The organism is Nostoc sp., assembly GCF_036919495.1.
Classification (GTDB): domain Bacteria; phylum Cyanobacteriota; class Cyanobacteriia; order Cyanobacteriales; family Nostocaceae; genus Nostoc.
Window position 1 is genome coordinate 38,767 of sequence record NZ_JBALBZ010000105.1, and the last position, 12,275, is coordinate 51,041.

Sequence of the window (12,275 nt, forward strand, 5' to 3'; positions counted from 1 at the left end):
AAACGCCCCGCTACCGCTAACAGCATTAAGCACTCACCACTCAGAACTTAATAATATGTGGGACTACACCGATAAAGTATTAGAACTGTTTTACGATCCCAAAAATCAGGGAGAAATTGAAGAAACGGGCGAAGCTGGAGTTAAGGTTGCAACGGGTGAAATCGGCAGCATTGCCTGCGGCGATGCTCTGAGATTGCACCTGAAAGTGGAAGTAGAATCTGATAAGATTCTAGATGCCCGCTTTCAAACCTTTGGTTGTACTAGTGCGATCGCATCTTCTAGTGCATTAACCGAAATGGTCAAAGGTTTAACCTTAGATGAAGCTCTGAAAGTGTCCAATAAAGACATTGCAGATTACCTGGGTGGTTTGCCAGAAGCAAAGATGCATTGCTCTGTCATGGGACAAGAAGCCCTAGAAGCTGCTATCTACAATTATCGTGGCATACCTCTAGCTACCCACGATGATGATGATGAAGGTGCATTAGTTTGCAGTTGCTTTGGCATCAGCGAGTCTAAGATTCGTCGCGTGATTCTAGAAAATCATCTCACTGATGCTGAACAAGTAACAAATTATGTAAAAGCTGGTGGCGGATGCGGTTCCTGTCTGGCGAACATTGATGATATTATTAGATCAGTTCAACAGGAATACGCCTCACCTGCTCTCAACAATTACGGCGTAAAAGTTGCCACAGAAATTGTTACGTCTAAAGAGCGATCGCTAACCAATGTGCAAAAAATTGCTCTAATTCAAAAGGTTCTTGATGAAGAAGTCAGACCCGTACTAATTGCAGACGGGGGAGATGTAGAACTCTATGATGTAGAAGGCGATCGTGTTAAAGTTGTACTGCAAGGTGCTTGCGGTTCCTGTTCTAGTAGTACAGCAACTCTCAAAATTGCGATCGAAGCCAGATTACAAGATCGTGTCAGCAAGAGCCTTGTAGTCGAAGCAGTTTAGGAATTGCTGTAGGACTTAACGTACTCTACAAATACGCTCTAATATGCATTCAGCCAGGAACAGAAAGTAGGATTTGAACCATATAATTGTCTCCACATCAATGCTTCAATCCTACCGACAACCGATAGCTTTATTAGCTATGACGGCTAACAGCATATAGGCTTCATAGATTAAGCACCTACTTGCAAATTTCATCATCCAACTCGCTTCAAAGGAACAGGATATGAGCACATTGTACGACAACATTGGTGGACAACCAGCTATTGAACAAGTAGTAGATGAACTCCACAAACGCATTGCCACAGACAGCCTCCTCAATCCTATTTTTGCTGGTACAGACATGGCGAAGCAACGCAATCATCTAGTTGCTTTCTTATCTCAAATATTTGAGGGGCCAAAGCAATACGGCGGTCGTCCAATGGACAAAACCCACGCTGGAATGAATCTACAGCAACCACACTTCGATGCGATCGCCAAGCATCTCGGTGAAGCAATGGCTGTGCGTGGAGTCTCAGCAGAAGACACCAAAGCTGCACTAGATCGCGTCACAAATATGAAGGGCGCTATTTTGAACAAGTAATAGGACTTATGCATTGATTGTTGACAAATAACAACATCAAGTCCTATTGAATCTTGCAAGCTGAAACACATTATGACGTATTTGTAAATCGCGTAATTTTCTTTGTTCTTTGTCAAAACAAATGACAAAGGACAAAGGACAAAAAACAAAAAGAAAACAATTTAACCACGAAATATATGTACCTACTCTCAATCATTATGGCTGTGGAGCGATCGCCCCCAGCAGGCATTTATGCCAACGCTACCAACGATGCTCTACACGCGCTCACTACTGTCGCTCAACTGGCGTGAACGCAACTGACAAACGCACAGACCCACCAACCAACCAATTGCAGGGAAACAAGAACCATGACAGACGAAAAAATAAGACAGATAGCTTTCTACGGTAAGGGCGGTATCGGTAAATCTACCACTTCCCAAAACACCTTAGCAGCTATGGCAGAAATGGGTCAACGCATCCTCATCGTCGGTTGCGACCCTAAAGCTGACTCCACCCGTTTGATGCTGCACAGCAAAGCTCAAACAACCGTTCTTCACCTCGCCGCAGAACGTGGTGCAGTAGAAGATATCGAACTTGAAGAAGTAATGCTAACCGGTTTCCGTGACGTTCGTTGCGTAGAATCTGGTGGTCCAGAACCCGGTGTAGGTTGCGCCGGTCGTGGTATCATCACCGCCATCAACTTCTTAGAAGAAAATGGTGCTTACCAAGACCTAGACTTCGTATCTTACGACGTGTTAGGTGACGTTGTGTGCGGTGGTTTCGCAATGCCTATCCGTGAAGGCAAGGCACAAGAAATCTACATCGTTACATCAGGTGAAATGATGGCGATGTACGCTGCTAACAACATCGCTCGTGGTGTTCTTAAGTACGCTCACACTGGTGGCGTGCGTTTGGGTGGTTTGATTTGTAACAGCCGTAACACAGACCGGGAAATCGACTTGATCGAAACCTTGGCAAAACGGTTGAACACCCAAATGATTCACTACGTACCCCGTGACAACATCGTTCAACACGCAGAATTGCGTCGGATGACTGTTAACGAGTACGCACCAGAAAGCAACCAAGCTAACGAATATCGGACATTGGCTACAAAGATCATCGACAACAAGAATCTATCTATTCCTACACCCATCGAAATGGAAGAACTAGAAGAATTGTTGATTGAATTCGGTATCCTCGAAAGCGACGAAAATACCGCAATGCTAGTTGGTAAGAGTGCTGCTGAAGCTCCTGTAGTATAAATCGCTGCTAATAAATAACGCTTTAGCACAAGGAAAAAGGAAGAGTTCCATATCTTACCTTTTCCCCTCTCACTTGCATCTCCCCCCTAATCTTAGAGGGGACTCCTAGTCCCCCTATGCCCCCGATCCTTACAAGTCACAGAGGCTAAATATGACACCTCCAGAAAATCAAAACATCATCGAAGAAAGAAAAGAACTAATTAAAGAAGTTCTAAACGCTTACCCCGATAAAGCTAAGAAAAAACGGGAAAAGCACTTAGGCGTATACGAAGAAGGTAAGTCCGATTGCGGCGTTAAGTCTAACATTAAATCCCTTCCTGGGGTAATGACCGCTCGTGGTTGTGCTTACGCCGGTTCTAAAGGTGTGGTTTGGGGTCCTATTAAGGACATGATCCACATCAGCCACGGGCCTGTAGGTTGCGGTTACTGGTCTTGGTCTGGTCGTCGTAACTACTACATCGGCACCACAGGTATTGATACCTTTGGTACCATGCACTTCACCTCTGACTTCCAAGAACGAGATATCGTTTTTGGTGGTGACAAGAAACTTACCAAGTTAATCCAAGAACTTGATGTACTTTTCCCTCTTAACCGTGGTGTTTCCATTCAATCTGAATGTCCCATTGGTCTAATTGGGGATGACATCGAAGCAGTTGCTCGGAAGACATCGAAAGAAATTGGCAAGCCAGTTGTACCTGTGCGTTGCGAAGGCTTCCGGGGTGTTTCCCAATCTTTGGGACACCACATTGCTAACGACATGGTTCGTGACTGGGTTTTCACCAGATCCGACCAAGCTAAGAAAGACGGTACACTCAAGTTTGAAGGTACTCCTTATGATGTAGCCATCATTGGTGACTACAACATCGGTGGTGATGCTTGGGCTAGCCGCATCCTGTTAGAAGAAATCGGCTTGCGCGTAGTCGCTCAGTGGTCAGGTGATGGCACCATCAACGAAATGTTGATGACCCCCAATGTGAAGATGAACCTCATCCACTGTTACCGGTCGATGAACTACATCAGCCGTCACATGGAAGAAGCTTATGGTATACCCTGGTTGGAATACAACTTCTTCGGCCCCACCAAGATTGCTGAATCTTTACGGGAAATCGCTTCCAAGTTTGACGAGACAATCCAAGCAAACGCTGAGAAGGTAATCGCCAAGTATCAGCCAACAATGGATGCAGTAGTCGGTAAGTACCGCCCCCGCTTGGATGGTAAGACCGTTGCCATCATGGTTGGTGGTCTACGTCCTCGCCACGTTGTCCCAGCCTTCCAAGACTTGGGCATGAAGATGATTGGTACAGGTTATGAGTTCGCTCATAACGATGACTACAAACGTACCACTAACTACATCGAAAACGGCACCATCGTTTATGACGACGTTACCGCTTACGAATTCGAGGAATTTATCAAAGCGCTGAAGCCTGACCTAGTAGCTTCTGGTGTGAAAGAGAAGTACGTCTTCCAAAAGATGGGTCTTCCTTTCCGTCAAATGCACTCTTGGGATTACTCCGAACCTAGCGATGCCTACGGCGGGCTACGCGCCAACGCTCCTCAACATCATATAATGCAAGGTTTTTTAGCGGTGGGAGAAAAAAGAGTCTATTTCTAGCCTAAATGCAAGTTGCAGCGTTATCTAGAAACAATCTGTTTTGATGCTTTAGATAGTATAACTCTTATAGAGTCTGGTTTTTAGATTTTGCTTGCATTTTTATCAAAGAAAAACTGTAAAATGAAAGACTATTTTAAATGACGTTTTTTTAGATTAAATGGTGCGATCGCTTCTACTTGACAACAAGCTACTAAATATTAGAGTAATTGTAGAAGATGCAATTCTCCCAACTTTTGTCTGACGTTAAATTGAATGACGGCAAATAATATTTAAAACTGCACTAGGATTTGTTAGTTGCCCGCTTTAATATACTGTCATGTTGCTTGCTTCTCACCGATAGCCCAACGCTTGTTATTAATAAATGTTACCTGATTATAAACAGTTTCTAATGTCCGGTAAACTCCGTTCTTTTCTGCGAATCTTTTCAATAAGCGATTGCAACCTAAATCCCAGCTTACTACCTCAATTTGCCAACCATGTTTGTGTGCTAGTTCCAACTGTTTAATAAAGCCTTGATCATTATTGTAACCACTACCATCACCTGTTAGAAGTACTATGACACCTGGTGGGTTTACACCAAGTACCTGATTAGCCATCTTAAGTTGGATGATTTCATCTACAGCAACTTCACCACCACTACTTTGCCCTCGCTCTTGCTTATTGAACTTAATTCCTAAATTTGCAAATCTCTGCCATAGTGGATCGCTATCTGGCGGGATAGAACCGCCAACAAAAGCATAATCTACCTTGCGATTATCTACAACAAAATCGAACAGATTGGAAAAGTGAATACGGAAACTAATTTGATCGCTAGGTTCCTTTTATTGGCAAACATTACGACCAACTAACCAAATATTTGAGTTGTCCCAGAAAATATGAATTGACATATATGCTAGCTAGCAATAGATAGGATGAATATAGGTAAACTGACGATGTTTTTAACTATCGGCTCTAATCGAATTGTCAGACTGCTCACTACCACTATAATTGGCTAATGAATTTAACTTACTTGTCTCATTTTATTAGACTAAATGATAGCGATCACTTTTACTCAACAAAAAACTATTATCTAAAATGTGATCACATGACAGCAAACACTATCACTAAAAGCAGGAGTAATATATAGGCGAGACTCAAGTTTGCTAATCTAGTTTTGCTAGTTCTGCTAAATGTTTAGCAGCATCAGCTTTATGCAGAAATTTTTTAGCTTCGTATGTATTGCTTCCGGGTCTTAACACAAACCAAATATCATCTTGCTTTATAACAATACCTACTGAAACTCCCTTAAATAAAACTTGGTATTGATTGCTGTCAGTGTCTTTATCGGTGATATCTATATATAGAAAACCCATACCAGTGACCCTCTTCATTTGCATAACCATATTTTCTCTGGCATTTTCAGCAAGTTCCCTAATTCGAGAATAGAAGGCATCCTCAAAAAAAGTTTTATTATTGTCCAGAAAAGCCAAGCAAGAATTTAAAAGCTTTGCAGCTGTATCAAAATCTCCAATATTTGCGAAATCCATTGGAATATGTTCATAAAAGGTTATAATGCCGAACGGAGACATACCTTCTTCAATCAATGATTGTTCTGCTGAGAAAGCTCTTTGTTTAGCTTCATCAAAATTACCTATACCAAGGTTGAACCGAATCGCTGAAACTTTATTTACTAGTTTGTTTTGTTGCTGTTCATTTAGGGCTGTGTGCTGAGACATCTTGATTAGTTATTATAGTTCATTTAACAATATCAAAATACCTTAACCTCAACTTTATTTTATTGCGACCGAAATATTACTTAGACGTAAATTACATAAAATTTCATTTTTAAGAAGTTTCCGTAAAAATACCCTTAAACAAAATCAGCCTGCGATCGCCCCAATTCGACAAAACGCGACTTTATATTTAGAGATTGTGTGTGGGATGGACAAGGAGTAGACTGTTGTAGCGATCGCTCTCACTCGACAATAAACTAGGCGATGTCTACGACGGGCTGCACCTACGCATTAAACCGTCAATCCTCAATTAACAGTCCGGCTACTTTGCTGAAATCCCGATTATTGCGTGTTAATAAAACTAATTTATGAGATAGTGCGATCGTCTTTAAAGATTATCTGTGAGATGGATAAGAAGTAGACTGTTGTAGCGATCGCATGATTGAAAACACAATCAATACACTTAAGTACACTTTTATAGACTGCACAATCAACGAGAAATAGATACAACTTGGTTTTCTTGATTTAAATTAGCAGCGTTACTGAGAGTGCCGTTTTCCAATTGATTCCAGATTTCGCCTGCCATCCTTCTAGCGATCGCTGATCCTACGAAGAAAGTCAGAGGTGAATGCCCTACTCTCGAAAATGCTTCACGTATACGATTTAGTGCTGCTTGTGCAGTTTTCCAATGCTCATCTGCGCCTGCGGGATCTATACCGCCTTTAAGTTCACCACTCTCAGCTTGACTAGCAGCTTCTTTAAGTGCCCTTGCTTCTGCGACGAATGGCGTAGCACGTCGATTTTTCTCCAGTGCAAGAGCCACAAAACCTGCACGAATTGCTTCATAAGTTGTTATAAGATCATCAATGGATTGAAGATGATTTTGATAGGAACACATAGGAATTAAATTTATGGCTTTTTCCATACATAAACGCACTTCCGCAATGGATCGCGTCCATGATTTCCCATTTGCTGGCTACTATTACCTTTATCACTTGGCAAAACAAGAATATTTTCAATAACAAAACCTAACTGTTCGGCGAAATCAGAGAGAATCATATCTACTGAAATGCTTGCGCCTGCATAACGAACGTTGTCGTTAACCATGAATAAAAGTGCCCCTGGTTTAAGAACACGAAAACATTCTTGTATTACACACGCCATCTCATAAAAATATCCTCTGACCATTCTTGGTATACCATTGTTGTTTAATGCACCCTTTGCTTTTTGGTTATCTAAATATTTCAAGATAGCCTGCAACAAATTCTGTGAATCAGCAATAGCTAAGGCTGTTTTCCAATCTGAGTTGATAGTCAATAAATCTTTGGGGCGATTTTCAACTGTACAACTTAGCATTTCCTGACGAAGGTTAATTAACTCCTTTTCAGAAATACCAAGTAAAGCTAGTTCCAGTGCATAAGTGCGAGTATAGTCGTATCGATTGCAATAGGGTGGGGATGTAATAATTGCATCATATACGGAATTGCCTAGGCGCGGCATAATTTCAAGACAAGATCCACCATAAAGATGAATTTGACCTTGAGGATTTTTAATTGGGAAAAGCTCAATTTGTTGTGTAGAAGGCAGTAAATCATCAATAATTTCACTTATTTTATTGGCGAGCGCATTATCGAACTCTAGAATTTCGCCTTTATTGAAAGGTTTCTTGCTCTGTCCACGACCGGAACGATAATCCCAACGCAGATACTGTCCATCTTTACGTGTATAACTTATAGATTCTAAAATGCACAGTAAGGCAAAGTTTAAAACTGCTTGGACTCTATAATTTTCTCGTTTGCAAGCTGCAAGATACTGCTCAATTGCATTTATAGTTAGTTCAGTATAAGCTCCTTTTGTGATTCTCAATTCTGGTAAGTCTTGTTTCTGCTCACACTGCTTCCAAAGCTGTAACTTTGACCAATTTTTGGTTCTATCAAAATCTTCAGGAGTGAATTCAGAATCTAAAAGCTTTTTAGCATTAATTATTTGTTGACCAATGGACAATAATTCAATACCGTCAGCATCAATTACAGCTTCACTAGCAGCAAACAGCGCAGTTCCACTGCCTGCAAATGGATCTAAAACCTTACCTCTAGTAATTTTATATCGTTGTAATAGATATTCTATAAGAGATGCAGAGAAAGCTTCTTTATATTTATACCATCGATAGATAGGTCTAGTTTTGTTAGCTTGAAAACTAACTATAAGTCGTGTCAATGAAGGATGAACTAAAAATTTACTCTGGAAGCACTGATACAGTTGCCTATCAAGATTGTCAATTTCACCTAAACCATCACTTTCCACTTCGGACACGGTATTAGAAACAAGAGAAAATAGCCAAGCTATCTTGGCTGAGATCGCGACAAGCTAGTAAAATCGGTACAATAATAAATTCGCTCCGAGCCTTTTCACTAATCAGAGCTAATTGGGTTCGCTTTCCTAAAGTTTCATTTAACCACGAAGGAATAGAAAGAGGTACAAGCTTGGGAAATAGGTCGGCTTCTTGGGTAGTGATTCCCAAAACAGCCGAAACTTTTTCTAGAGTAAAATCGCTGTACGCCATAGTTTTGACTCAGGAATGTTCCCTAATACACTTGAGGGACAAAGAACTGCTCATTGCGGGGGGCACGAACATAATCTTCAGCCACGGGTCTAGACGGAAGGTCTAAGGGAGGAGGTGTCATGTCTTCGTAAGGAACTTTGCTCAATAAATGATGAATGCAGTTGAGCCGCGCCCGTCTTTTATCATCTGCTTCAATCGTAAACCAGGGGGCTTCTGGAATATTTGTGTAAGCAAACATGGTATCTTTTGCTTTGGAATATTCTACCCAGCGATCGCGTGATTCCAAATCCATTGGGCTGAGTTTCCAGCGCCTTGCTGGATCGTGACTGCGAGAGAGAAAGCGTTTTTCTTGTTCTTCATCGCTGACGGAGAACCAGTACTTGATTAAAACAATGCCCGATCGCACCAACATTCGTTCAAATTCCGGGCAAGATTGCATAAATTCTTGATATTCTGCTTCAGTACAAAAACCCATCACCCGTTCAACTCCGGCTCGGTTGTACCAACTGCGATCGAAAAGGACGATTTCGCCTGCTGTGGGAAGATGTTCCACGTAACGCTGAAAATACCACTGAGTTTTCTCACGATCAGAGGGGGTTCCTAGAGCAACTACACGACAGCCACGAGGATTAAGTGGATCGGCAATACGTTTAATTACTCCTCCTTTGCCTGCAGCATCGCGCCCTTCAAATATGACGACAACCCGATAGCCGACGTGCTTAATCCAGTATTGCATTTTGACTAGCTCAATCTGGAGTTGCTTTAGTTCAGTTTCAAAAGTCTTTTTAGGAATTTTCTTGGCAAAAACTTCAGTGCTACCATCAAAAATCCGTTTTGATTTTTTAGATTTTTTCTTGTCTTTTGCCTTTACTAGGCTTTCTATTAAGCCTGTAGCGGGTTGAGCTAGATCATTATTTTGCTGGGTTTCAACTTCATCAATTGACATTGCAGTGACTCCATGCCATTGAATCGGCATAATTATCTATCTATAAGGTATATATTTTAATGCAGACTGAGTGTAAATATACACTTTTGCAAGTATGACAATACCAAATATGTAAAATTTTTATCCATATCTGTTATAGTCAATTTCAATTTTTAGTTTAATAACACAATGCAGCAAGACCTATCGAAAAGCGATGGCTCACCGGATGAACCTTTTAGCTATTTATTTTGTTGTAGTTGTTTAATTTTTTCTATCAACAGACGAACTTGAACAGGTTTGTTACGAAACCAGTCTGTTGACCAAATGCGGTAAATTTTCCAACCAAGCCTTTCAAGCACCTGTTGTCTAAGGCGATCGCGATCTCTGGCAGTAGGTGAACTATGGTAAGATGCACCATCACACTCAATCCCCAGTAAAAACTCACCAGGGCGATCGCTATTGACTACACCAAGGTCAATCCGGTATCCTGAACATCCAACTTGGGTGCGGATAGTGTATCCCTGCTGGACTAAAGCATGGTAAACATCTTCTTCAAATGGCGAGTCAAAGTGGAGAGTATCTGTGTAAAAGTTACCTTCTAGTCTTTCTCCACCACTCGCCGCGTATTCCAAGTAATCATGCAGTAATTTTACACCTTTGCTTTGGGCGCGTGTTTTGTCGATGTCACCAGCCACAATGGAAGAAACGAGTGTAATTTTACTTTTTGCCCGCGTGACAGCGACATTGAGCCGTCGTTCTCCACCTTGCCGATTTAAGGGGCCAAAGTTGAGAGAAAGTTTACCTTGATCATCACGAGCATACCCAACGCTGAGTATGATTGCATCTCGCTCATCACCCTGAACGTTTTCTAATGCTTTCAAAAAAAACTGAGGTGAGTTATCACTGCAAAATGTCTCTAGTTCGGGATATTCTTTGCCCAAAATTTCAATTTGCTCTCGAATCGCGTCGGCTTGGGCTTCGCTAAAGGCAATAATACCAAGGGATTGTTCGGGAAACCGTTGAAAATGCTCCAACGCTAACTGAGCAACCACTTCAGCCTCGCGTCGATTATCTCTGCGTTTACCGCGATCGTAAACACCATCGGGAACGTGCTTAAACCACACTCCCAAATCTGGATTTTGAACTGGGTTTGGAAATGTAACTAATTCGTTGCCGTAAAAATGAAGGTTGGAGAAAGCAATCAAACGCTCATCCTGACTGCGGTAGTGCCATTTCAACATGTGCACAAACATAAAATTTGAACATTCATCCAAAACGCTTTCATAGCTTCCATCATCCTCATCATCGATATCTTCTTCACTGTCTCCGGTTGAAAAGAATGATGTGGGAGAAAGCTGTTTATTGTCCCCAATCACAATGACTTGATTTGAACGGATAATTGAAGGAACAACATCCTCAGTCCGAAGCTGAGATGCTTCATCAAAGATAAGAACATCAAAATGAATTACATCTGGATTGATATATTGACTAACAGAAAGTGGACTCATCATCCAGCAAGGCTTTAAGGCTTTGACGAGATTTGGTATTCCTTTTTGTGTATCATTGAGAAGTTTACGGATGGGCAAATGTCGGCTTTTCTTAGCCGCTTCTTTTTTCAAATTTGGTATCTCAGCTAGAGCAAGTGAAGTCTTTCCCCAGTTTTGCCAGCGTTGCACATGAAGCTGCTTTAAACGTTTTCTAGCAGTATCTAGTTGGCTAGAATCTAGTTTAGAAAACTCTTTTATTTCGCGTTCATGTACTTCAAAATTAAAGTTCTTTAACTCAGGCTTTCTAGCAAGAATAGCATCAAGACATATTTGATAAATTCGCTTTTCTAAAACTTGAAACCATTGCTCTGGCGTAATTTGATTATCACGGAAATAATCTAAAAACTTATTATTCCCCAGATTTTCGAGTTTCTGGTAAGTTTCTTTATAAGTCAGCCATTCTTGAAAATAAGACAATTCAGATTGAGTCAAGTTTAAGAAGCTTTCTAGCTCGACAAAAGTAATTTGATTACGAGGTAAGTAATAATCTGTAATGTCACTTTCATTAAAGTGCGATAAAAGAAAATCTAATCCTTGCCTAATACTTTGATGGGCTGACTCATATTCATTAACTAATTCAGCCATTTTGCGCCGTTTAGAAGGAGAATTTAGAATACGCTGGACGGAATCAGCAGAAAGCGAAAACTTTTGTAAGCCAATCAACCAATTTAAAGCTTGTTCAATTTCTTTTAACTCCGTTTCACCAGAAACTTCTGGATTAAACAAAGATCCAAAAACCTGACGAGGCTGGTAGTTAATATGACGTAGCTTATTTTGTACAGACTCAAGAGGATTAGGTTTATTGTCGCGCAAAGCTTCTAAGAAATCTTGGACTCCTAAACTTTCTAGTTGATCATAGATTTCTTTATATGTCAACCATTGGCGAAATTCTGGTAAGTCTAATTGAGCTAGATTTAAAAAAGTTGCCAGTTCAGTAAATGAAATTTGATTATGAGGTAGATATTGGCCAATAATATCATTCTCATTAAAGTATGAGAAGAAGAAATCCATACCCTCTTTAATATCTTCAGGAAGGGATTCAAGTTGGGAGCATCCAGTTTTGGAAGATTTACCATTTATGGGAAAATGTAAAGGGAAATAACCCAGTGCGATCGCTGACAATGAACCAAGAAAAACAAG

The 12,275-nt window shown here is 40.9% G+C and carries 11 protein-coding genes; 4 read left to right on the forward strand and 7 right to left on the reverse strand.

What is annotated here, in order from left to right; all coding sequences use genetic code 11:
• Window positions 1–55: 55 nt before the first annotated feature.
• From nifU to nifD, 4 genes are all read left to right on the forward strand, one after another.
• Window positions 56–955: a Fe-S cluster assembly protein NifU gene (gene nifU, locus V7K25_RS15110; protein ID WP_289794937.1), complete on the forward strand. Its 900-nt coding sequence runs from the start codon at window positions 56–58 to the stop codon at window positions 953–955.
• A 223-nt stretch (window positions 956–1,178) separates the two neighbouring features.
• On the forward strand, window positions 1,179–1,535 hold the full coding sequence (locus V7K25_RS15115; protein ID WP_335159205.1) for a globin domain-containing protein: 357 nt from the start codon (window positions 1,179–1,181) through the stop codon (window positions 1,533–1,535).
• Between the two features lie 347 nt (window positions 1,536–1,882).
• Entirely contained in the window at window positions 1,883–2,776 is an 894-nt protein-coding gene (gene nifH, locus V7K25_RS15120; RefSeq protein ID WP_334928240.1) for a nitrogenase iron protein, read from the forward strand.
• 151 nt (window positions 2,777–2,927) lie between these two features.
• A complete protein-coding gene (gene nifD, locus V7K25_RS15125) occupies window positions 2,928–4,388 on the forward strand; it encodes a nitrogenase molybdenum-iron protein alpha chain (RefSeq protein ID WP_335159207.1) in 1,461 nt (486 codons plus the stop codon).
• Between the two features lie 314 nt (window positions 4,389–4,702).
• Here the strand turns inward: nifD and V7K25_RS15130 are convergent, their stop codons facing one another.
• The 7 genes from V7K25_RS15130 to V7K25_RS15160 form a co-directional block, all read right to left on the reverse strand.
• On the reverse strand, window positions 4,703–4,984 hold the full coding sequence (locus V7K25_RS15130) for a hypothetical protein (protein WP_335159209.1): 282 nt from the start codon (window positions 4,982–4,984) through the stop codon (window positions 4,703–4,705).
• Window positions 4,985–5,530: 546 nt separating this feature from the next.
• Window positions 5,531–6,103: a hypothetical protein gene (locus V7K25_RS15135; RefSeq protein WP_335159211.1), complete on the reverse strand. Its 573-nt coding sequence runs from the start codon at window positions 6,101–6,103 to the stop codon at window positions 5,531–5,533.
• 487 nt (window positions 6,104–6,590) lie between these two features.
• A complete protein-coding gene (locus V7K25_RS15140) occupies window positions 6,591–7,025 on the reverse strand; it encodes an AvaI/BsoBI family type II restriction endonuclease (protein WP_442948089.1) in 435 nt (144 codons plus the stop codon).
• Window positions 7,010–8,404: a site-specific DNA-methyltransferase gene (locus V7K25_RS15145; protein WP_335159213.1), complete on the reverse strand. Its 1,395-nt coding sequence runs from the start codon at window positions 8,402–8,404 to the stop codon at window positions 7,010–7,012. The genes V7K25_RS15140 and V7K25_RS15145 overlap by 16 nt, the downstream gene beginning before the upstream one ends.
• A gap of 13 nt (window positions 8,405–8,417) precedes the next feature.
• Window positions 8,418–8,663: a hypothetical protein gene (locus V7K25_RS15150; RefSeq protein WP_335159215.1), complete on the reverse strand. Its 246-nt coding sequence runs from the start codon at window positions 8,661–8,663 to the stop codon at window positions 8,418–8,420.
• A 22-nt stretch (window positions 8,664–8,685) separates the two neighbouring features.
• Entirely contained in the window at window positions 8,686–9,639 is a 954-nt protein-coding gene (gene ppk2 / locus V7K25_RS15155; protein WP_335159217.1) for a polyphosphate kinase 2, read from the reverse strand.
• 188 nt (window positions 9,640–9,827) lie between these two features.
• Window positions 9,828–12,275 (reverse strand): AAA domain-containing protein (locus tag V7K25_RS15160; RefSeq protein WP_335159219.1); only part of this gene is annotated, 2,448 nt, incomplete at its 5' end.

Excerpts from the sequence above, each read along its gene's own strand:
- nifU (WP_289794937.1), top strand. The coding sequence starts at position 56 with ATGTGGGACTACACCGATAAAGTATTAGAACTGTTTTACGATCCCAAA.
- V7K25_RS15115 (WP_335159205.1), top strand. The coding sequence starts at position 1,179 with ATGAGCACATTGTACGACAACATTGGTGGACAACCAGCTATTGAACAA.
- nifH (WP_334928240.1), top strand. The coding sequence starts at position 1,883 with ATGACAGACGAAAAAATAAGACAGATAGCTTTCTACGGTAAGGGCGGT.
- nifD (WP_335159207.1), top strand. The coding sequence starts at position 2,928 with ATGACACCTCCAGAAAATCAAAACATCATCGAAGAAAGAAAAGAACTA.
- V7K25_RS15130 (WP_335159209.1), bottom strand. The coding sequence starts at position 4,984 with ATGGCTAATCAGGTACTTGGTGTAAACCCACCAGGTGTCATAGTACTT.
- V7K25_RS15135 (WP_335159211.1), bottom strand. The coding sequence starts at position 6,103 with ATGTCTCAGCACACAGCCCTAAATGAACAGCAACAAAACAAACTAGTA.
- V7K25_RS15140 (WP_442948089.1), bottom strand. The coding sequence starts at position 7,025 with ATGGAAAAAGCCATAAATTTAATTCCTATGTGTTCCTATCAAAATCAT.
- V7K25_RS15150 (WP_335159215.1), bottom strand. The coding sequence starts at position 8,663 with ATGGCGTACAGCGATTTTACTCTAGAAAAAGTTTCGGCTGTTTTGGGA.
- ppk2 (WP_335159217.1), bottom strand. The coding sequence starts at position 9,639 with ATGCCGATTCAATGGCATGGAGTCACTGCAATGTCAATTGATGAAGTT.